Source organism: Hyphomonas sp. TMED31 (genome assembly GCF_002172815.1).
Taxonomy (GTDB): domain Bacteria; phylum Pseudomonadota; class Alphaproteobacteria; order Caulobacterales; family Hyphomonadaceae; genus Hyphomonas; species Hyphomonas atlantica.
In genome coordinates this window covers 13,297-34,787 of the sequence record NZ_NHCK01000067.1, presented here as the reverse complement: position 1 = coordinate 34,787, position 21,491 = coordinate 13,297, and the positions used below count along the sequence as shown (strand labels likewise).

The 21,491-nt window shown below is 58.7% G+C and carries 16 protein-coding genes; 7 read left to right on the top strand and 9 right to left on the bottom strand.

Annotation, left to right across the window (positions count from 1 at the left end; all coding sequences use genetic code 11):
- Window positions 1–18 precede the first annotated feature (18 nt).
- Together CBB91_RS10405 and CBB91_RS10400 are read right to left on the bottom strand one after the other, a co-directional pair.
- Complete coding sequence (locus tag CBB91_RS10405; RefSeq protein WP_273013985.1) at window positions 19–1,248, bottom strand: EAL domain-containing protein; 1,230 nt, start codon at window positions 1,246–1,248, stop codon at window positions 19–21.
- 1,018 nt (window positions 1,249–2,266) lie between these two features.
- Complete coding sequence (locus tag CBB91_RS10400) at window positions 2,267–3,103, bottom strand: fumarylacetoacetate hydrolase family protein (RefSeq protein ID WP_273013984.1); 837 nt, start codon at window positions 3,101–3,103, stop codon at window positions 2,267–2,269.
- Between the two features lie 112 nt (window positions 3,104–3,215).
- On the opposite strand from CBB91_RS10400, the gene CBB91_RS10395 reads away from it, so the two are divergent.
- The 5 genes from CBB91_RS10395 (at window position 3,216) to CBB91_RS10375 (ending at window position 7,039) form a co-directional block, all read left to right on the top strand.
- The gene (locus CBB91_RS10395; RefSeq protein ID WP_081806167.1) at window positions 3,216–4,874 is read left to right on the top strand and encodes a DUF262 domain-containing protein; all 1,659 of its coding nucleotides are present in this window, start codon (window positions 3,216–3,218) and stop codon (window positions 4,872–4,874) included.
- Window positions 4,875–4,959: 85 nt separating this feature from the next.
- Entirely contained in the window at window positions 4,960–5,727 is a 768-nt protein-coding gene (locus CBB91_RS10390; RefSeq protein ID WP_273013983.1) for an SDR family oxidoreductase, read from the top strand.
- Between the two features lie 3 nt (window positions 5,728–5,730).
- Complete coding sequence (locus CBB91_RS10385) at window positions 5,731–6,102, top strand: tRNA-binding protein (protein WP_035552903.1); 372 nt, start codon at window positions 5,731–5,733, stop codon at window positions 6,100–6,102.
- A complete protein-coding gene (locus CBB91_RS10380; RefSeq protein ID WP_035552900.1) occupies window positions 6,099–6,578 on the top strand; it encodes a PaaI family thioesterase in 480 nt (159 codons plus the stop codon). Before CBB91_RS10385 ends, CBB91_RS10380 begins: the two co-directional genes overlap by 4 nt.
- Window positions 6,579–6,649: 71 nt before the next feature.
- Window positions 6,650–7,039 carry a hypothetical protein gene (locus tag CBB91_RS10375; protein ID WP_035552897.1) on the top strand — a complete coding sequence of 130 codons (390 nt, stop codon included), beginning with the start codon at window positions 6,650–6,652 and terminating at the stop codon, window positions 7,037–7,039.
- Between the two features lie 52 nt (window positions 7,040–7,091).
- Here CBB91_RS10375 and queA read toward each other — a convergent pair whose 3' ends face one another.
- The 6 genes from queA to ssb all read right to left on the bottom strand — a co-directional run bounded on the left by queA (window position 7,092) and on the right by ssb (window position 13,881).
- On the bottom strand, window positions 7,092–8,147 hold the full coding sequence (gene queA / locus CBB91_RS10370; protein WP_273013982.1) for a tRNA preQ1(34) S-adenosylmethionine ribosyltransferase-isomerase QueA: 1,056 nt from the start codon (window positions 8,145–8,147) through the stop codon (window positions 7,092–7,094).
- Window positions 8,148–8,170: 23 nt separating this feature from the next.
- Window positions 8,171–9,073, bottom strand: a complete 903-nt coding sequence (locus CBB91_RS10365) for a peptidylprolyl isomerase (protein WP_273013981.1) — start codon at window positions 9,071–9,073, stop codon at window positions 8,171–8,173.
- On the bottom strand, window positions 9,070–9,567 hold the full coding sequence (gene coaD / locus CBB91_RS10360; RefSeq protein WP_035552893.1) for a pantetheine-phosphate adenylyltransferase: 498 nt from the start codon (window positions 9,565–9,567) through the stop codon (window positions 9,070–9,072). Before coaD ends, CBB91_RS10365 begins: the two co-directional genes overlap by 4 nt.
- A 44-nt stretch (window positions 9,568–9,611) precedes the next feature.
- Window positions 9,612–12,404 carry a DNA gyrase subunit A gene (gyrA, locus tag CBB91_RS10355; protein WP_035552891.1) on the bottom strand — a complete coding sequence of 931 codons (2,793 nt, stop codon included), beginning with the start codon at window positions 12,402–12,404 and terminating at the stop codon, window positions 9,612–9,614.
- 138 nt (window positions 12,405–12,542) lie between these two features.
- Window positions 12,543–13,397, bottom strand: coding sequence for an OXA-1090 family carbapenem-hydrolyzing class D beta-lactamase (gene blaOXA, locus CBB91_RS10350; RefSeq protein WP_273013980.1), 855 nt, complete (start codon window positions 13,395–13,397; stop codon window positions 12,543–12,545).
- Between the two features lies 1 nt (window position 13,398).
- Window positions 13,399–13,881 (bottom strand): single-stranded DNA-binding protein, encoded by a 483-nt coding sequence (ssb, locus tag CBB91_RS10345; RefSeq protein WP_273013979.1) that lies wholly within the window; start codon window positions 13,879–13,881, stop codon window positions 13,399–13,401.
- A gap of 243 nt (window positions 13,882–14,124) precedes the next feature.
- Here ssb and uvrA point away from each other — a divergent pair, with 243 nt between their 5' ends.
- Entirely contained in the window at window positions 14,125–17,157 is a 3,033-nt protein-coding gene (gene uvrA / locus CBB91_RS10340) for an excinuclease ABC subunit UvrA (protein ID WP_273013978.1), read from the top strand.
- Window positions 17,158–17,170: 13 nt separating this feature from the next.
- Here the strand turns inward: uvrA and CBB91_RS10335 are convergent, their stop codons facing one another.
- On the bottom strand, window positions 17,171–18,106 hold the full coding sequence (locus CBB91_RS10335) for a hypothetical protein (RefSeq protein ID WP_273013977.1): 936 nt from the start codon (window positions 18,104–18,106) through the stop codon (window positions 17,171–17,173).
- Between the two features lie 1,965 nt (window positions 18,107–20,071).
- Between CBB91_RS10335 and trmFO the strand changes: the two genes are divergently transcribed.
- Window positions 20,072–21,490, top strand: coding sequence for a methylenetetrahydrofolate--tRNA-(uracil(54)-C(5))-methyltransferase (FADH(2)-oxidizing) TrmFO (trmFO, locus tag CBB91_RS10330; protein ID WP_273013976.1), 1,419 nt, complete (start codon window positions 20,072–20,074; stop codon window positions 21,488–21,490).
- The last annotated feature ends 1 nt before the right edge of the window (window position 21,491 follow it).

Below are 21,491 nucleotides of genomic sequence, written 5' to 3'. Positions count from 1 at the left end.
AATTGAAGGTGGTCGGGATCAGCCGAAATTGGACAAGCGCTGGACCAATTCCTGTGGCGGGGCCGTTTCTTCCATCAGCGAAGACTTGATCGGACGCGGCGCGCCGAACACATGGCCCTGACCGTAAGGAATATCGTATTCCAGAATTTCGATCACGCTGGCCTCGTCTTCGATCTTCTCGGCTACGACGGTAACGCCATAGCGAGAGAACACAGCGCTGACTTCTTCGCCGTCCACACGGCGATTGATCGACGACACGGGACGCGGGCCAGCAGGATCGCGCAACTGGTCCATCAGCAGCGTGCCATTCATCTTCACAAAGCGAATACCGGCTGACTGAAGACGCGGCAGATCCAGCGCAAGGCTGTCTGCGTGATCAATCGAGAAGCGGAAGCCAAGCGCCGTCAGCTTGTCCATATTGTCCCGCATCGTGCGAGAGCGCGTCTCGAAACGGTCAGCCGTGATCTCGAAAATAACCGCGCCTGAAAGATCACGATTTTCCGTCATGAATTCAAGGAACAATGGGAAGAATGTCGAATCTTCCAAAGAGGATGCAGAGATGTTGCAGAATACGCCGACGCGGCGATCCCGCTCCGCAAGGCGACGCACGATCTGGACACACCGAAACAGGGTGAAGTTGTCGATGATCCCCATCAGCTTCGCCCGGCGTGCGGCATCCAGGAACTCGGCCGGCAGGACCAGCGAGCCATTCGGACGGCGCAGACGGGTGAACCCCTCATAAAACGATACGCGGCGCTGTGGCAGCGAGACAATCGGCTGCAAGTGCAGATCGACGCGACCGTCTTTCAGCGCGTCGCGCACATCGCGCAGAATGGCGTCTTCTTCCGGTGCCACAATTGCNTTCTCGCTGGTCTCGGCCAGCTTGTTTTCGAAACTCTTGGACANNCGGTCGATGAGGCTTTCAAGCTGCTTCATTTCGGTAACCAACGCATCACGGCGTTCGGTGAGCTCATGCTTGATCGTCGCCTCAACGGCCTCGGTGCGCGCCTCAACAACATCAACACGCTCAACAGAATCACGGACCGTGCGCTCNACACGGTCGATGCGCTCGTCGATCTCCTTGGTGGAGCGGTCAGACTTGATCAGGATATGGATTTGTCCGAGCAACGCTGTCGCGATACCGCCCGCCGCGATGGACAGGGGCATGCCGACATCCGTCAGCGTGAACACGCCGTAACCGACGCCCCCGCCGATTGCCGCGTAGAGAAGGAACAGAACAAAAGTCATTACGTCAGCACCCGATACAACCCNTGAATGTTAACAGCTAGGCCCAATTGGTTAACGAATTGCGAGGAATTGAAAGAATTTGCCAAGCGCGACCTTCTTGTCACAGCTTGTTTACACTCATGCCACAATCCCAGTGGTTCAAAGCATGGCAGGCGTCGCGTTCCCGGACAAGGTGAATAGTGTCAGCGCGCTATGCGCGACATCTGACNATTCGGCATAATCGCCTCCATGACAGCTNATCGGCGACATTGGGGGAAGCTGTGGAATAACAGCGAATGCTGAGGTCAATCAGACGAGCCGTCACGAAATACGAATTCCGGCGCCCCCAATGGCCACTCCGATTCGCAATCAAGCACACGAAACTCTCCGCCCGATAATTCCTGCAATGGCGTCCCGCCGCATGACGACAGGATCAGATTGTGACCTGCATAATCGACAATATATGTCGCGCGGTCTGTGCCCGTTTCGAATTTCCGCACGCGCAAATCGCCTGTGTCGAAAACTGTCGCTTCAGCCTCACCTTCACCGGGCAATANGGCAAGCAGAGCCGCATCAAAGCCCCCAGCCGGTCTCTCTTCCACAAAGATCAGCGCATCNGATACTTCATAAGCCCTGTTCAGAATGCCCGCGAATTCACCTGTGCCCGAAGGCCCGGCCACCGGTAGCGAGCTTTCACGCCCCGCGCGCCAAGCGGCATTCCTCAACTCATCCAGCCCCTCGACATCTTCACCACGCAGCGACAGCAGCATNACTGCATCGAGGTTTCGAAGGTCTGCGCTCGACTGATCCAGAGTCACGCCTGCAGGCGCACCGAACATCACACGCTTTCCGCCCGCCANTACGATCACGCATTTGCCTGGCAGCAAGCGCTCGGAACAAGGCAGAAGCGCGAAGTCAGTTGAACGGATTGCAAGTTCGGGCGGAGGCGCGACCGGCGCGTCATTCGCCGATCCACAGGCTACCGCGCTCACAAGGGCGGCAAAAGCGAGCAAGCTCCGAACAATCATCGCAGCGAGGCTTATCCGATTCTTGCCGTCTCAGGTTCAGCAATAATCTGGTTTTCGATCACNCCNANCTGNTCGATCTCGAGCCGAACCGTGTCGCCAGCCTTCAACCATTTTGGCGGAGTATGTCCCGCCCCCACACCTGCAGGCGTCCCGGTGAAAATGAGATCACCTGGCTCCAGCGTGAACGCGGCNGTCAGATGCGCGATCTGAGCTGGAATGTCGTGAATCATGTCCCGAACNTGCCCGCTCTGGCGCAGCTCCCCATTTATGTAGGATCGAAGCTGGAGCGACGAGACATCCTCAATCTCGTCAGGTGTCACGATAGCCGGGCCGAACGGCGCATGCGTGTCAAACCCCTTGCCCATGATCATGGTCTGGCTCGCCTTCTGCCAATCGCGGACCGAGTAATCGCAGCCGACGCAAAACCCGCCAACAATCTCCATCGCCCGCTCGCGCGGCACATGGCGACCGTGCTTGCCAATAACCACGACGAGCTCGACTTCATAGTCCAGCTGTNCCGAAACCTTTGGNAGATGCACTTNNCCAAAGGGCGCATTNGCNGATGTGGCCTGCTTGTTGAACCATTTCTGGACCTGAGGCGCTTTCGTATCCACGAAACTGACGCTCTCGGCGGCATGAGCGGCGTAGTTCACACCAATCCCNAGAATTTTTCTCGGGCGCTCNACAGGGGCAAGCAACTCNACATCCGCGAGCGCGATCTCAGGGGCTTCTGACCCGGTCGTTTGCAGNGCGTCTTCCAGCGTCTCTGCAGGGATTGGCCGGATGCTTTCGCCCCGAAGAATTCCGTAGCGATCGCCATCTTTTCCTGTGAACCGAACCAACCTCATTGCGTTACTCTCCTGTCACACTTTTTCCCGAAACGCCTTGCAAACGGTTCATGTGACGTTGTGGTCATTGTTGGCAAGGGCTACTCACAAGTCTTGTATAGAGGATGCCAACATGGATCTCGGCGTACGTGCTCAAGAGAGCTCACTCAAGAACATTTTTGCCCCTAGCGAGCGGCTGTGCATGCCGCCCTATCAGCGAAGTTATTCCTGGGGCGAACGCGAAGCGGGCGAATTGCTGACGGACCTGCTCGATGCTGCGGAGACCGGCACGCCACACTTCATCGGCGCGGTCGTACTGAATCGAGGCACCGAAGAAGGCCTGTTGGAAATTGTCGACGGGCAACAGCGCCTGACGACCCTGACCATTCTCCTCGCTGTCCTGCGCGATACCGAATCGGACGCCGCGAAAAGCAAGGAAATTCACGCTCTGATTGCGGATGAGGCCCGCCCGATGCTGGGTGAAGCCGCAAGCTGGAGGCTGGAGCTNAACCATATGGACGGGCCGTTTTTCCGGCACATGATTCAAACGCCNGGCGCAACTCTTTCGCTGGATGGCGAGTCCGGTGAGAGCGACAGTCAGCGCCGCATGGTACAGAATGCCCGCACCCTGCTGAAACGCGTCCGCGAGCTTTCCGACGAAGACCGGCGCGCCCTCGCAGACATCACAATCAACCGCTGCGCGCTCGTGCGCGTGGTCGTCAACGACAAGGATCAGGGTTTCAAAGTGTTCCGTGTGTTGAATACGCGGGGAAAAGAACCTGGCGCACATGACATCATCAAGACCGAATTGTTCCAACGGTCAAAATTCACCACCAAGGAAGCCGCCACCTATTCCGAACAATGGGCCGAACATGAGGCGGTTCTGGGTGGAAGCGCCTTCGATGACTTGCTGCGCCAGATTCGCTCTATTTACGACAAATCCTCCAAAGGCGAACTGATCACCGGCTTCCTCAAGAACGTGATCCCCAAAGTGACTGCTCGCGGCTTTCTGGACGAATTGCTGCCGCGCTATGTCGAAGCCTACAAGATCATCACGACGGCCCGCGTGAAAGAGGGCCCCCACGCGCAACTGATCAGTGACAAGCTCAACCAGATGCGCGCGCTTGATCAGACCAGTTGGCGTGCGCCGGCACTGAAATTCCTGGTTGAGCAAGGCGTTGACCATGAAGACGCCCCCGAATTTTTCACCAAGCTCGAACGTCTGTCCTACATCGTGATGCTCGTATTGACGGATCGCGACCAGCGCACGAAACGCTTCAACAAGGTCAATGAGAACATTGGTAACAAGCGCGCCCTGAATGGGCGTGGCAGCCCCTTCAACATCTCCAAGGATGAAAGCCGTCGGGCCTTCGACCGGATGCTGGGACGGTTTGCAACGTTCGGCCAACGACGCTCCATGGCGCTGCGCCTGAATGCGGCGCTGGATGGTGGTTTTACCATTGCGCCCCAGTCGGATGCGACTGTCGAGCATGTGCTGCCCCGCAATATCAGCGAGGATAGCCATTGGATGATTGTCTGGCCCGACCCCGCAAAACGACGCGAACAATGCGACACGCTGGGCAATTTCGTGCTGCTCACCAACAAGGTGAACCAGAAAGCCGATCGGATGGACTACCGCGCAAAAAAGGATGTCTACTTCAATGGCGGCGGCGGGCAGGACTTCGCCTTGACGCGTGACCTCGTCGATCAGGACGCTTGGACGTCAGAAGTCGTGCGCAAGCGCACTGAGCGACTGGCCGAAATCCTGATGATGGAATGGCAACTCACCTGATCCGGCTTTTCCTAGCGTGACCCCTGTTCGCTACGGTCGCTTATGATAACCATTTCCCCGAAAACATAATTCAGGGAGCCACATCATGAGCCTGTTCGACCTTTCCGGCAAAACGGCCGTTATCACCGGATCTTCTCGCGGCATCGGCAAGGCCATCGCAGAACAAATGGCGGAACAGGGCGCCCGCGTCGTCATCTCGTCTCGTAAGCCCGGCCCATGCCAGGAAGTCGCCGATGCCCTGAACGCGAAGCATGGCGATGGGACCGCGATTGCAGTGCCGGCAAACATCTCCTCCAAGGATGAGCTCAAGACGCTCGTCGAAAAGACGCGCGACTCCTTTGGTCAGATCGACATTCTCGTCTGCAACGCAGCCTCGAACCCATATTATGGAAAGATCGAGGAGATCGACGATGAGTCCTTCGAGAAAATCCTCTCCAACAACATCATCTCCAATCATTGGCTGATCCAGCTCGTCGCCCCGGAAATGAAGGAACGGAACGACGGCGCCATCGTCATTATTTCGTCGATCGGTGGTCTCAAAGGGTCCGACACGATTGGCGCATACAACATTTCGAAAGCCGCAGATTTCCAACTCGCCCGCAACTACGCGATTGAGCTAGGCCCGCACAATATCCGCGTGAATTGCGTCGCGCCCGGCCTGATCAAGACAGACTTTGCCCGCGCGCTCTGGGAAAATCCGAAACTGGCCGAGCGTATCGAAAAAGGCACCCCCATGCGCCGTATAGGTGATCCGGAAGACATTGCCGGCGCAGCCGTTTTCCTTGCTTCGAAGGCTGGCGCCTACATGGCCGGGCAGATGATTGTTGTCGATGGCGGCACAACGGTTACCTGATCCATGCATTTGACAGATTCCCCGGACTCGGCCCCCGCCGAAGAGACCAGCTTTGACACTTTCCGACAGGTGGACATCCGTATCGGCACAATCGTCGAAGCTGCCCCGCTCGAAGGCGCACGCAAACCCTCTATTCGCCTTCTGATCGATTTTGGCCCCGGCGTCGGAACCAGGAAATCATCTGCACAGATCACGGACCACTACGTGCCGGAGGACCTGATCGGCAAGCAAGTCGCTGGTGTGGTGAACTTCCCGCCTCGCCAGATTGGCAAATTCATGTCCGAAGTCCTCACCCTCGGCTTCCCGGATGAGAAAGACAGGATTGTCCTCTTCTCACCCGACCACACAGTCCCCAATGGAGCTCGGCTCGCATGACCGAACGTACCCTCTCACCCCAAGCCCGCACCTTTCTCAGCAATCTGCAGGACGGATCCTGGCAGCCCCCCATTGGCCTCAAGAATCTCGGCATTCGGCCAGACCTTTGGCTGAAGGAATTCGACTATGGCTATACGCGGTACGAGTGGCCAAACACCGGCGACCGCGACATCAGCGAAAACCGCGCCTTTGGCGGTTGGGTTGCCGGGTTTTCAGACCATATCGTCTCGATCACGATGGCCAGCGCTCTGGAAGAGGGCGAGTGGTTCACGACCATGGAATTGCAGACCCGTATCCTGCGTCCAGTCAGTCACGGCCTGATCACCATTGAAGGTCGCCTCGTCAGCCGCGGTCGAACAACCGGCCTCGTCGAAGCTGACTGGAAAGACGACAAAGGCCGTCTGCTTGCTCGCATCACCGCGGCCAAAGCAATCCGCACGCGGGATGAACTCGGACAGCCCGCACTACCGAAATAAGGCCATTTCAGGACAACAGGAACCACGCCTTCAGCGAGCCGTTTTGCTGGCTAGCTGAAAGGAGTTGATCCATGTTGAACTCGGTCAAATGTATCGCCGCTACTGCGGCGTTTGGTCTCGCGACGGCGCTTGCAACTGCTCCCGCATACGCCCAGCTCGGCTTGGGTGTAGATGCCGATGTTGACCTTGGTGTGGGCGTCCGCACGGCGGATCCGCATCCTCGTCACCGGCATGAAACCTATGTCTATAATGGCTACGAATCCGGCCATTGGCACACCCGCCATGAAGTACGGCGTACCCACCGCTGGTACGCGGATTATAACGGATATGATTGCTACGAATCATTCCAGTACACGTGGGAAGATGGCGAGCGCGTCCGCCACGACACCATGTTCTGCTACAAAGAGAATGGAAAACGGTTCGAGCCGAAAGGTGTGCGTGCAACCGTTCGAATTCGCTAATTCTTGATTATTCGAGTAGTGAGGCCTCCATGCTTCAAGCATGGGGGCTTTTCTATGGCAGCAACAAACACGCATCACCGTAGGAGTAAAACCTGTATTCGGTTTCGATAGCGTGGGCGTAAGCGGCCTGCATCACATCAGTTCCCATAAGCGCGCAGACCANCATGAACAGGCTCGATCCAGGCAANTGGAAGTTTGTNACAAGAGCATCGGTCGCGCGCACAGCATCGCCCGGCTTCAGGAAAATGTCAGTTGGCCCCGTGGCGGCGCGCAGNATGCCNTCTGCATTCNCACAGCTTTCCAGTGTGCGCATGGCAGTCGTACCGACCGGCACAACGCGCCGTCCACCAGAGCGCGCCGCGTTCAGACGCTCAGCAACTTCCGGCGTCAGGCGTCGCCACTCCTCNTGCAACCGGTTGGCTTCCAACTGCGCCGCCTCTAACGGCTTGAACGTACCAAGCCCCACATGCAAGCGCACCGTCTCTCGCGCGATCCCGGCCGNATCGATCTCTTCGAGCAGCCGNGGGGTAAAATGCAGTCCGGCCGTGGGCGCCGCAACTGAAGCGGCATCATCCCCTGCAAACTCCGTCTGGTAGGTTTGCCGGTCTTTAGCGTCTGCAGGNCGACGNCGCGCGATGTAGGGAGGCAGAGGCATNGCCCCGTGCGCATCCAGCGCAGCCGTCAGCTCATCGCCGCTGAGCGAAAAGAGCAGCCCGATCTCGCCGCCTTCGTGGCGGCCNGTAATCTCTGCGGAAAATCCTTCAGCAAAAACAATACGGTCGCCCTCTTTCAAGCGGCGCCCCGGCCGGGCAAGCGCGCGCCATNAGCGGGCGTCAATGCGCTCAGTCAAATTCACGTCGCAGGCAACATCCTGCCCCGTCTCGTCCCTTGCCGGACGAACCCCCTTCAACGCGGCAGGCAAAACCCGCGTATCATTGAACACCATGACATCCCCGGGCGACAAAAACCGCGGAAGGTCCCGGATATGGGCATCTTCCAGCCTGCCATCTCCGTGCACGACCAGAAGGCGCGCAGAATCCTGCGGCTCAACCGGACGCAAGGCGATCCGCTCTTCCGGCAAGTCAAACTGGAATTGTGAAAGGTCCATCGGCCCCAGCCTCGGTAGTTGCCCTAATTGGCCACAACCGTCGGAACAGCCGGCAGGTCACAAACATGTGGACGGCCCGGCTCGGTAATCTGGCTGGCGAACAGGTCGCTGTCGGTGCGCATCACCCACGCCTGTGGGCGCTCGGACTCTGGCAGATCCGCCGCCACTGCGGTGGATTCCAGTGTGTCCGGGTCTTTNGCAACCACGCCNTCGGTNCCGTCCGGACCTTTCTTGATCGACATGACCACATCCTGACCNTCNATCACNCGGCCCCAGGCCGTGTATTCCTTATCCAGATGTTCCGCATAGCCGCGCATCAGGAAGAACTGGGAGTTGCCGGAATTCTCATCATTTCCAAGGCGCGCGGTCGACACAACGCCGGGGCAATGCGGAATCCAGCTCTGAATGGTNTCGTTGCCAAGATCCTGCGCAAGCCAGAGTGGCCGGGTCGCGACCGGAAACCCGTTGATAAAGCCGCCATCGGCATCNTCCCGGTTTCCGATTGGATAATCGAGCGGCATCTCGGCCGGGTTTCGACGGAAGGTGAACTCAGCCTCAATGTTCGGCAGGCCAGAGCCCACGCCATTGATCGCGCGGATGTCACCGCCCTGGGCCATGAACCCCTCGATCACGCGATGAAACTTCGTGCCGTTATAGTCACCAGANCGGACGATTGCCGCGAACTGTTCGTAATGCTTTGGCGCAACTTCCGGAAAAGCCTCGATAAGGATGCGCCCCTTGTTCGTATTGAAGATGAACAGGCGCTCNGGNTCCACGGCGCGCCANTTCTCAGGCTCTGCCTTCGCCTGCTCCACCGTANAGGCCGCGACGGCAGTGTCGTCCGCTGGCGCTGCGCTGTCTGTAGTCTCTGCCGTTGCTGTCAGGGCGAGGGCGGAAGCGGCGAGCGCAAAAGCGGCAAACTTCATTTTTGGTACTTCTCCAAAAGTGCCCGTTTTACGTCGGGCGTTACAAATGGCGTGATGTCTCCGTCCAAAGCCGCGATTTCCTTCACGAGCCGGGAGGCGACCGCCTGATGCTTAACATCGGCCATCAGAAACACGGTTTCAATGTCGGGATTCAGTTGCTCGTTCATCGCCGTCATCTGGAATTCGTATTCGAAATCCTGAACCGCTCGCAGGCCCCGCACAATGATGTGCGCTTCACAGGCCTCAGCGAACTTCATGAGCAAGCCATGCATCGGCATAACCTTGATTTCAGCCAGTCCAGGCCCGTTCAGCTTCTCGCACTCGGAACGCACCATATCGACGCGTTCCTGCAGGCTGAACAACGGCTTCTTCGCCTCATTGACCGCCACCCCGATGATCAGCGTGTCCACCAGTTTCCGGGCCCGACCGATAATGTCGATATGGCCATTGGTGGGTGGATCGAAGGTTCCTGGGTATAGTCCGACGCGATGCACTAGCTGTCCTCCCGCTTGAGCGGCTCGTGTTTCTGGCGCGGGATCTATTCTCCCGCTGCTTCTTCGGGACCATCCATAGCGGTTTCAGCGTCTTCCACAAGCCGTGCGACAGAAACCACCCGTTCACCCTCAGCCGTGCGCAGAACCCAGACACCACCTGTGGAGCGGCCCGCAATGCGGATCTGGTCCACTGGCGTGCGGATCAGCTGGCCGGCATCGGTGACGAGCATGACCTGATCACCATCATCCACCGTGAAGGATTGGGCCACTTTCTTGACCGGCCCCTGCTTCTTGTCGCGGCCCCAGATATTCTGGGCGACAAGGCCTTTACCGCCGCGTCCGGTGACGCGGTAGTCATAGGCGGAAGAACGCTTACCCATGCCATCATCGGCAATGGTCAGGATGAACTCTTCGGCGGCACCCAGTTCAGCAATACGCTCGGCACTCAGCGCGGCCTCTGCCACGGCCTCGTCATCATCGTCAGAGACTTCTTCTTCCTCACCTGTGGCCGCGCGGCGCATGGCGGCGGCGTGCTTGAGATAAGCCCGCGCCTCTTCAGACGTAACGTCGATGTGCCGCAGAATGCCCATCGAGATGACCTCATCGCCATCCGCCAGGCGAATGCCGCGAACACCAGTTGAGTTACGGCCCGCAAACACACGCACATCCGGTACCGCGAAGCGGATACACTGGCCGAGCGCTGTGGTCAGAAGGATATCATCCTTCTCGGAGCATATCTTCACCGACACAATGCCATCGCCCTCATCGAGCTTCATGGCGATTTTTCCGTTCCGGTTTACGCGCACGAAGTCCGGCAACTTGTTGCGGCGGACGGTGCCTGAACGCGTCGCAAACATGACGTCGAGCTCGTTACGGGACTCATCATCCTCCGGCAACGGCATCACGCTCTCTATGCGCTCATCAGCGGCCAGCGGGAAGATATTCACCAGCGCCTTGCCGCGAGAGTTCGGCCCGCCCATTGGCAGGCGCCAGACCTTCTCCTTGTAGACCATGCCAGCCGACGAGAAGAACAGAACCTCGGTATGTGTCGTGGCAGAGAACACTTTCACGACGAAATCCTCGTCCTTCATGTTCATGCCGGAACGGCCCTTGCCGCCGCGATGCTGGGTTCGGTAGGTCGAGAGCGGGGTGCGCTTGACGTAGCCACCATGCGTCACGGTCACGACCATGTCTTCGACCTCGATCAGGTCTTCGTCTTCCATGTCGACGCCACCGAAGGCAAATTCGGAGCGGCGCGGTACAGCGAACTTCTCTTTCACTTCGGAAAGCTCGCCCTTGATGATGTCCATCACGCGTTGACGCGAGCGCAGGATATCCAGGAAGTCCTCGATCTTTTCGGACAGTCCCTTGGCTTCGTTGCCGATCTCATCGCGACCGAGGCCGGTGAGGCGGGAGAGCTGCAACGCCAGGATCGCACGGGCCTGTTCGTCGGACAGAAAGATCGTATCGCCGTCACCCTTGCGAGTCCGGCGGTCTGCGATCAAGTCAAGCAACGGCCCCATGTCCATGATCGGCCAAGCTTTCTCCAGCAGGGCTTCCCGGGCAGAATTCGGATCAGGCGAGTAGCGGATGATGCGGATCACTTCGTCGATATTCGCCACAGCCATGGCAAGGCCGACAAGAACGTGCGCACGGTCGCGCGCCTTGTTCAGTTCAAACTTGGTGCGACGAACGACGACTTCCTGACGGAACGTGACAAAGCAATCGAGCACTTTGCGCAAATTCATCAGCTCTGGGCGGCCACCATTCAGCGCCAGCATGTTCACGCCAAAGCTCGTCTGCATCTGGCTGAAACGGTAGAGCTGGTTCAGCACGACTTCCGCGCTGGCATCTTTTTTCAGCTCGACGACGACGCGAATACCGTTCCGGTCAGATTCGTCGCGAAGATCGGCGATGCCCTCGATCCGCTTCTCGCGCACGAGTTCGGCGATCTTGGTGATCATCGCCGCCTTGTTCACCTGATACGGGATCTCGGTCACGATAATGGCCTGACGGCCATTCTTGGCTTCCTCGATATCCGTCTTGGCGCGCATGATGACGCTGCCACGTCCGGTGGTCAGCGCCTTGCGGCTGCCGGACATGCCCATGATCAGGCCACCGGTCGGGAAATCTGGTCCCGGCACGATCTCCAGCAACGCATCTTCATCCAGCGTCGGGTCGTCGATCACGGCGAGCGTGGCGTCGATCACTTCGCCCAGATTGTGCGGCGGGATATTGGTCGCCATACCAACCGCGATGCCGCCGGCACCGTTGACCAGGAGGTTCGGGAACTGCGCGGGCAGAACGACCGGTTCCTGCTGGGACCCGTCATAATTGTCCTGGAAATCGACCGTGTCCTTGTCGATGTCGGCGAGCAGGTAAGTCGCCTCCTTCGTCATACGGCTCTCAGTGTAACGCATGGCAGCCGGCGGATCATTGTCGATTGAGCCGAAATTGCCCTGACCATCAACCAACGTAACGCCCATGGAGAAGGGCTGCGCCATACGTACAAGCGCATCGTAGATCGCGGAGTCACCGTGCGGGTGGTAGTTACCCATCACGGCACCAACGATGTTGGCGGATTTCTTGTAGGGCTTGCTCGGCGTGTTTCCACCCACATCCATCGCGTAGAGAATACGGCGGTGAACCGGCTTCAGGCCGTCGCGCACGTCGGGCAGCGCACGGCTGACAATGACGCTCATCGCATAGTCGAGATACGAGCTTTTCAGCTCGGATTCGATAGAAATCGGCTCGATGCCGTCTGGCAGGGGCGCGCTGCCCTCACCGCCATTTTCGGGCGTTTCCGGCTCGTCCGGAGGAGTCGTTTCGTCGCTCATGGAGAATTCGTCCTGGCTGGGGTGAAACCGGCGGGAATCACCTGTTCCGATACAGCAACGACTCTAGCATCCCGTCGCTCTTGAAACAAATGCGACAGGGTCAAAATAGCAGTAATTACGGGCGAAAACGCCCTATTCCTAGGGGTCAGCAGGGGCTTCCAGCGCCCCGATCGCAATCAGCGCTTCATGCACGGCTGCGCGGCGCTTCTGCAGGGGCGGATTGTCGCCGCGCATATTCATGTTCAGCGCAAAGGCATAAGTTCCCGGCGCCTCACCGGCTGTCTGCTCCAGCCAACCGACATACCAGCCAATATCCGTCTCACCCTTCACACTCTTCCAGCCGGTTTTGCCATACAGCGTCCAGCCTTCACCGGATTTCTCCAACATGATCGGCAAAGCCTGAGTATAAGTCTCTGCGGATAGTGGCAGGGTTCGCGCGGCCAGCTTTGCCAGAAATCCGATCTGTTCGTGCGCCGAAATCTCCAGAGGGCCTTTCAGCCAATAGGTTTGGATATCGTCGGCGTCGCCGGTATTTGCATTGCCAAAATCAAATTTGGCGAGCCAGTCGCCCAGTGTCGCGCTGCCTATACGCGGCGTGATCGTCTGGTAAATCCACACTGTGGAACGCCGAAAGGCTGTCGCGAAATCCTGGCTCTCATTCCAGCCCGGCACAAACCGGACTTCGCCATCCCACTCAAACAATTCATCAGGCCCACTGACAGCGCCGGTCTCCAGCGCAATCAGCGTGTGCGGAATCTTGGATGTCGATGCCGCGACGAACCGCTCAGCGGGCCGGTCGCCGCTGCTGGTCCAAACCCTCTCGTCTTCCAGCCGATAGATCACCAGCGCCGCGACATCGGGCGACAGCGCCTGGTTTTCGAGAATGTGATCCAGATTGCCCGTCGCCGAAACGACAGGAGACTGGCAAGCGCTCAACACGACGGCAAAAGCCGCCAGCAGCCAATACGCAGGATGCCAGCCTGCCTTCGCCATTCTAGAACGGGATCTCGTCGTCCAGATCCTGGCTGAAGCTCTCCTGCGGGCCGCTCATCTGGCGCGCGCCGCCGCTCTGGCCTTGATAGCCGCCGAAATCATTGCCGGCAGCCCGGCCGCCGCCGCTGTCATTGCGGCCATCCAGCATGGTCAGGGTAGAGTTGAAGCCGCGCAGCACGACTTCCGTCGTGTAGCGGTCCTGGCCATCCTTGTCCTGCCATTTGCGGGTCTCGAGCTGGCCTTCAATATAGAGTTTCGAGCCCTTCTTGATGTAATTCTGCACAACGCGAACAAGGCCTTCGCTAAAGACAGAGATGCGGTGCCACTCGGTCTTTTCCTTGCGCTCGCCCGTATTGCGATCTTTCCAGGTTTCAGATGTGGCCAGCGAAAAACTGGCGACCTGGCCGCCATTCTGGAACTGGCGGACCTCCGGGTCCTGTCCGACATTGCCGACAAGAATGACCTTGTTCACTGATCCTGCCATGGTTCCAACTCCGCTCCGATCTGTTTCGCTTTCGATTCGAATCTGCTTTTACTCTTCCCAAGGCGGCCTGTCGCCCGTGACGGTGAGATTTCCCCCGCCTTTGGCATGAAAATGCAGCGACCGCTGTATGTTCACATTTTGTTCTTGTCGTCAAGCTGGACTCAAGGCACACATAGGACCTAGCAACTATTAAGCCTGTTTCGCGTTCGAAACAGACACCGTCCCAGCCAGAGAGCTCCTGAAATGGCCGAGTCCCCCTTCATCCGCGTGCGCGGCGCCAAGGAACACAATCTGAAAAATGTCGACGTGGACATCCCACGCGGCGAGCTTGTCGTGATGACCGGCCTGTCCGGCTCGGGCAAATCCTCGCTGGCGTTCGACACGATCTATGCCGAGGGCCAGCGCCGCTATGTGGAGAGCCTGTCGGCCTATGCGCGCCAGTTCCTGGAATTGATGCAGAAGCCCGACGTCGAGAGTATTGAAGGCCTTTCGCCCGCCATCTCCATCGAGCAGAAAACAACCAGCCGCAACCCGCGCTCCACCGTTGGCACGGTGACAGAGATTTACGACTATATGCGCCTGCTCTGGGCGCGCGTCGGCGTTCCGTATTCGCCCGCGACCGGCCTGCCCATCGAAAGCCAGACCGTCAGCCAGATGGTCGACCGCACGATGGACTTGCCGGAAGGCACGCGATTGTACCTGCTCGCGCCCATCGTCCGTGGCCGGAAAGGGGAGTATCGCAAGGAATTCGCTGAACTCCTGAAGAATGGCTATCAGCGGGTAAAAGTGGATGGCGAATTCCACGAACTTGAAAACCCACCCAAATTGGACAAGAAATTCAAGCATGACATCGACGTTGTGGTCGACCGTATCGTCGTGCGCGAAGGCATGGAGCAGCGCCTCGCAGAGAGTTTTGAAACTGCCATCGGTCTCGCCAATGGTATTGCCATCGGTGAATATGCCGATCTGGAAGAGGGCGAGACCGAACCGAAGCGCATTACCTACAGCGCCAATTTTGCCTGCCCGGTGTCCGGATTCACCATCCCGGAAATCGAACCGCGCCTGTTCTCTTTCAACAATCCCTTTGGCGCCTGCCCGACGTGCGATGGTCTTGGCGAACAGCTGAAAGTGGATGTCGGCCTGGTTGTTCCGGACAAGGATCTTGACCTGCTGAATGGCGCGATCGCGCCCTGGGCAAAATCGACTTCTCCCTACCAGACGCAGACGCTGCAGGCCCTGTCGGCGCACTACCGGTTTGACCTCAAGAAGCCCTGGAACAAACTGCCGGATGACATCCACCAGATGATCCTGTTCGGAACAGGCGAGGAAGAGGTCAACTTCGTCTATGATGATGGCATGCGCCGCTATGAGGTGAAGAAAACGTTCGAGGGCGTCATTCCNAACCTTGAACGCCGCTATCGCGAAACCGACAGCCAATGGGTGCGCGACGAGATCGCNAAATTCCAGGCNGCTGCACCCTGCCCGGCNTGTGGNGGCAAACGCCTGAAGCCCGAAGCGCTGGCGGTAAAGATCAACNGTCTCGACATTTCNGACACNTCGGTCTTTTCCATCAAACAGGCACATGAATGGTTCGCATCTGTCCACAAGACGCTGACCAAGCAACAGAATGAAATTGCCGGGCGCATCCTGAAAGAGATCAATGACCGGCTCGACTTCCTCAATGATGTCGGCCTCGAATACCTGACGCTCAGCCGCGCTTCGGGCACGCTGTCCGGCGGTGAAAGCCAGCGCATCCGCCTCGCCAGCCAGATTGGCTCCGGCCTGACCGGCGTGCTCTATGTTCTGGATGAGCCGAGCATTGGCCTGCATCAGCGCGACAATGATCGCTTGCTGGAAACACTGAAACGCCTGCGTGATCTTGGAAACTCCGTGATCGTTGTGGAGCATGATGAGGACGCCATTCTCACCGCCGACCATGTCATCGACATGGGCCCAGCGGCGGGTGTGCATGGCGGGCAGATCATTGCTCAGGGTACGCCGGATGAAGTCATGGCAGACGAGAAGAGTCTGACGGCTGATTATCTGAACGGCACAAAGGAAATCCCGATCCCGACGCGCCGCCCGGTCGAAAAGGCAAAGCGCAAGGTTACGCTGAAAGGCGCAACCGGGAACAATCTGAAGAATGTCACCGCCACTATCCCACTTGGCAGCTTCACCTGCATCACCGGCGTATCCGGCGGCGGCAAGTCGACGCTCATCATCGAAACACTCTACAAGGCGCTGGCCCGCAAGCTGAATGGCGCCTCCAGCCCACCCCAGCCCTATGAAAGCCTTGACGGGTTGCAACACCTCGACAAGGTCATCGACATTGACCAGAGCCCGATCGGCCGCACACCGCGTTCGAACCCGGCCACCTATACCGGCGCCTTCGGCCCGATCCGTGATTGGTTCGCGGGCCTGCCGGAAGCCAAGGCGCGTGGTTATGCACCCGGACGATTCAGCTTCAACGTAAAGGGCGGTCGCTGCGAAGCGTGCCAGGGCGACGGCGTCATCAAGATCGAGATGCACTTCCTGCCGGACGTGTATGTCACGTGCGAAACCTGCAAAGGCAAACGCTATAATCGCGAGACGCTGGAAGTCTTGTTCAAGGGCAAGTCCATCGCCGACGTGCTGGACATGACAGTCGAAGACGCCGCCAAATTCTTCTCTGCCGTGCCTGCCATTGCGACAAAGCTCGAAACGCTCAACCAGGTTGGGCTCGGCTATGTGAAGGTTGGCCAGCAGGCCACCACGCTATCAGGCGGTGAGGCTCAGCGCGTGAAGCTCGCCAAGGAATTGTCCAAACGGGCAACGGGCAAGACGCTCTACATCCTCGACGAACCGACGACGGGCCTGCATTTCGAGGACGTACGCAAGCTGCTGGAAGTCCTGCACTCGCTCGTCGACACCGGCAACACGGTTGTCGTCATTGAGCACAATCTGGATGTGGTGAAGACCGCCGACTGGGTGCTGGACCTTGGTCCGGAAGGTGGTGATGGCGGCGGTGAACTCGTCGCCTCGGGCACGCCAGAAGACATTGCCGCTTGCGAGCGCAGCTGGACCGGCAAACATTTGGCCGAGACATTCCGTCGTCAGGATGAACGTCGCGCCGCCCGCAACAAGCGCCTGCGTGCCGCCGAAGCGCCCACCGCAAAGTCAAAAGCAAAACCTGCCGCAAAGCCAAAGAAGGCGACGACCAAAACGCCTGCCAAGCCAGCCGCGAAAGCAAAGAGCCCGGCCAAGCGGAAACCGCGTACGCCGAGCCCTGCCAAGTAAGTTTACGCCGCCTTTAGGCGAACGTGTCATCCATCGCGTTTGGATCTGCCCAATTCGGATCGGTCTTCGCAGCCAGTGCTGCGGGGCCGCCGAAGACATGCATCATGCCGCCTGCGAATGCCAAGTAGACCAGACCGAAGATGATCGCCGGAATGATAAACGCCGGTGAGGCGAACGCCGCCAACACAACCGCTGGATCATCCGAACCGCTCTGGAAGGCAGGCATCAGCGCCAGCATCGCCATTACCGCAAAAACCAAATACAGCGCCATGATGATTGCCATCATGATCAGCGCGAGAACAAGCCAGCTGCCGATCAGTGTCCAGACTTTACCCTTTGTGACACGCCAGGCGCTGCCGAAACGGATCTTGCGATCGCGGATCGTCATCGCGCCCGCAGGAGAGAAGCGCACCACGATCCAGATCGCCGCCACAAAATACGCGATGAACAGAACGAAAGTCAGAAGCCCCGCTATGATCGCGCCGTCACTGCCCAGGACCGCGCCAATCGTAATCGGCACAATCATCAGCAGGAACATGACGATGTAGAGCACGATTATCAGGCCCAGCCAGAACAGGCCTACCACGAATAGCCGCCCCTCGTCGCCACCGAGCTTCAAGCCAAACCCTTCGGCACGCATATACCGCCGTTGGCTGGCCGCTTCGAACAGAACCCACATCAGGATGCCGAACACGAACGAGACGAGGTATCCAAGAAGTACCCGCCCCATGTTTTCCAGCATGATCTGGTCCATCACGTCTGGGTCTTCCATCACGATGGGATTGAACGCCGCCGCATAGATTGGGGCCATCAGATAGAGGCTCAGCCCCTGAACAATGATGGCGAAAAGGGCATAAGTCAGTGCGAACTTCCACAGAAAGCCTTTCGGCCCGCCGGTTTTCTGAAAATGCCCCACGGCATTTCCAAACGAGAATTCCAATCGGTTCATCAGCTCGCCCACCCGCTAATTGAATACGTCTGCCTGCAATGCGTCGTCGACACCCCCGCGTGGGTCGTGCCGCGCGGCCAGCGCTGCTGGCCCGCCTGCCACGTGCATCAATAGGCCAGACAGGAAGAGGCGGATCAGGAAGTAAACCGCCAACACGACCAGAACGCCTCCGCTCATGAAAGCGCGCAGAAAATCCTCGCCCGTCTCGGCATCACCCAACGCAGGCGTCAGCACGCCGATCAGGCCAAACTCGAGTATTTGCTCTGCGATGCTGACCACGATGCCGCCCACGATCGTGATAATCACATAGGCTCCAAGGATCGGCCAAAACCGTCCACGCGACACGTTCCACGCATCAAGGAACCGGAACTCACGGTCCTTGATGGTCAGCGCAAAACATGGTGCCAGGCGGGTCGCGAAAAAGATGTAGACAAGAAAGAGCAGGAACCAGACGCCCAGCGCACCAAAGATCGGGCCTATGATGCTTCTCGCAATCTCGTCTTCCGATGCACCGGAATCGATCAGATCAAAGATGCCCATGATTGATCCAAAGATCATGAAAAGGGGCAACAGGGTAAAGACGGCTTGCAACACGGCCCAGCAGAAACCGACGCCCATCATGCGTAATTCATCGCCGCCAAAACCGAGCGAAAAGCCCTCATCCCGAATATAGCGACGCTGCGATGCCGATTCGAATACTGCCCAGATGACCCAACTGCCCAGCATGGCGAACACGCCCCAGCCGATGAGCGGCTCGAACGCGCCCAGAACCAGAGAGATCAAGACCCGCGGGTCGTCATCGTCAAATCCAGCCTGATCCAGCGCCTCGAATGCGGAAATCACTTCCCTCGCATCTCCGCTGGCGAGCAGCATGATGAGCAACAAGAACGCAGTGAACACGCCTGCGAACGCCGCCGAAAAGATCCACGGAAAGCTCCGCACATGCGGCGCNCGGAACGCGAACATAAGCGCCCCATCAAACGAAAACCGGCTTTGCATAAGGTGTCATACCCCCCTGAACGACCATTCCGGTCGCACGATAGGGCGATTTATATGACAGGCGCAATCACTCGTCGGTTTTGATATCGGGGTGTAATTTGGACAGCGCCGCCACCGCCAGCCCATGACCTGACAACAGGAATGGCACCAGCAGAGCCATTCCGACCGCACCTGACAGGAATGAGCCAACAGCGCCGTCCCCCCACACATCCCGCAATGCCCAGTTCGCCGCCAGCGCAACAGAGAACGGCACGATGTGCGTAGCAATTCCGGCGACAGCGAGTTTCAGCGCATGCCCTTTCGTCCAGGGCCAGGTGCGAAACACAAGGGTCTGCCCGGTCGCAACCGTGGCTGATCCGACGAGCAAAAGCCTGAGCGCCATGAAGAACAACACCGCCGCGCCCGCCAGACAGGCGAGGATCAGCACGGCGCCATAGGCCGTCGGCAACATGTCCACCAGCGCGGCCTGCACCACTTCCGGCGGCGTCTCCGCATCTACATCCACCCGGCCCGAGGCCTTGAGCAGAATTCCGGGCAGGATCAACAGGAAGAAACCAATGAAGACACCGACAAACAGGAAGGCGACATAAATCGACAAATTGGCGTGCGCCAGTCGCAACCTGTCGCCGGTCCGCGTCTCCAGCATCGCGCGATAGACGACCAGCGAAAACTCCACGCCGACGAAAAATACGACCAGCGCGGCGATCGCCGGCGCTGCATCGCCCATTGCAGACCCCGGCCCGATGGCNAACGTGTAGATCCCGCCCGCTACGATCAAGGCCAGCATGATGACCAGGCTGGGCCGTGCAGCTTTGGCAGCCAGTGACCAAGCCTCAGAGACGAGCGCGGGAATCGAGAGTTCACGTGTCATATCAGACTCCTTACACGCCTCTCCGCGCCCTCGCCACGGGGAATCACGGCAACCGCCATCTTGACGCCGCCGCGCTTGCCCCGCACATCCCGCGCATGAGCATCAAACCTATTCATATCATTGGCGGCGGCATGGCCGGTTCCGAAGCGGCCTGGCAGGCGGCAAATGCTGGCGTTCCCGTCATCCTGCACGAAATGCGCGGTGTCAAAGGCACCGATGCCCACCAGACCGACAAGCTGGCCGAACTCGTCTGTTCGAACTCCTTCCGCTCGGATGATCATGAATCCAACGCTGTCGGCGTGTTGCACGAAGAGATGCGCCGCGCGAACGGGCTGATCATGCACACCGCGCACGACCATCAGGTACCTGCGGGCAGCGCACTGGCCGTCGACCGGGAGGGCTTCGCCGAAGCGGTCACCGCCAAGCTGGAAGCGCATCCGAACGTCACTATCGTGCGCGAAGAGATTGATGGCATTCCGCCGGAAGACTGGGACAGCGTCATTGTCGCGACAGGACCGCTGACCTCGCTGAAGCTGGCCGAGGCCATCCATGCGCACACGGGCGAAGACGATCTCGCCTTTTTCGATGCGATTGCACCGATTGTCTATTTTGACTCCATCGACATGACCAAGGCGTGGCGCCAGAGCCGCTATGACAAGCCCGGCCCAGGAGGCGACACGGCCGCTTACATCAACTGCCCATTGGATGAAGACCAGTACAACGCCTTCATCGACGCACTGATCTCGGGCGAAAAGACCGAGTTCAAGGAATGGGAAAAGAACACGCCATATTTCGAAGGCTGCCTGCCCATCGAAGTCATGGCGGAGCGGGGGCGCGAAACGCTACGCTATGGCCCGATGAAACCTGTCGGCCTGACCAATCCCCACCAGCCAGACATCAAGGCGCACGCCATTGTGCANCTGCGNCAGGACAATGCCCACGGTACGCTCTGGAACATGGTCGGCTTCCAGACCAAGCTGAAATATGGTGCACAAACCGAAATCTTCCGCATGATCCCCGGACTTGAAAAAGCAGAGTTCGCGCGCCTTGGCGGCATTCACCGCAACACCTTCCTGAACTCACCAAAGCTGCTGGATGAACAACTGCGCATGAAGTCCCTCCCACGGCTTCGCTTCGCTGGTCAGGTCACCGGGGTTGAAGGCTATGTCGAAAGCGCTGGCATGGGATTGCTGGCAGGCCGGTTNGCGGCGGCTGAGCGCCTTGGCCGCCCCTTGGCACCGCCGCCGGAAACGACTGCGCTTGGCTCCCTGATCCGCCACATCACGGGCGGACACCTCGAAGGCAAGGCGACTTTCCAGCCAATGAACGTGAATTTCGGCCTGTTTCCTGACATCACCGAATTTCCGAAACATGGGCCAGATGGCAAACGCCTGCGTGGCAAGGACAAAGGCCGCGCCAAGAAACGCGCCATGGCCGCCCGCGCGCTCAGCGATTTCGATGCCTGGCTCACGAAACAATNCGACTTGCTTGAAGCGACAGGAACGCTCACGTGAC

Coding starts and splice junctions, on each gene's coding strand:
- CBB91_RS10390 (WP_273013983.1), top strand. CDS start 4,960: ATGAGCCTGTTCGACCTTTCCGGCAAAACGGCCGTTATCACCGGATCT.
- CBB91_RS10385 (WP_035552903.1), top strand. CDS start 5,731: ATGCATTTGACAGATTCCCCGGACTCGGCCCCCGCCGAAGAGACCAGC.
- CBB91_RS10380 (WP_035552900.1), top strand. CDS start 6,099: ATGACCGAACGTACCCTCTCACCCCAAGCCCGCACCTTTCTCAGCAAT.
- CBB91_RS10375 (WP_035552897.1), top strand. CDS start 6,650: ATGTTGAACTCGGTCAAATGTATCGCCGCTACTGCGGCGTTTGGTCTC.
- gyrA (WP_035552891.1), bottom strand. CDS start 12,404: ATGAGCGACGAAACGACTCCTCCGGACGAGCCGGAAACGCCCGAAAAT.
- blaOXA (WP_273013980.1), bottom strand. CDS start 13,397: ATGGCGAAGGCAGGCTGGCATCCTGCGTATTGGCTGCTGGCGGCTTTT.
- ssb (WP_273013979.1), bottom strand. CDS start 13,881: ATGGCAGGATCAGTGAACAAGGTCATTCTTGTCGGCAATGTCGGACAG.
- CBB91_RS10335 (WP_273013977.1), bottom strand. CDS start 18,106: ATGAACCGATTGGAATTCTCGTTTGGAAATGCCGTGGGGCATTTTCAG.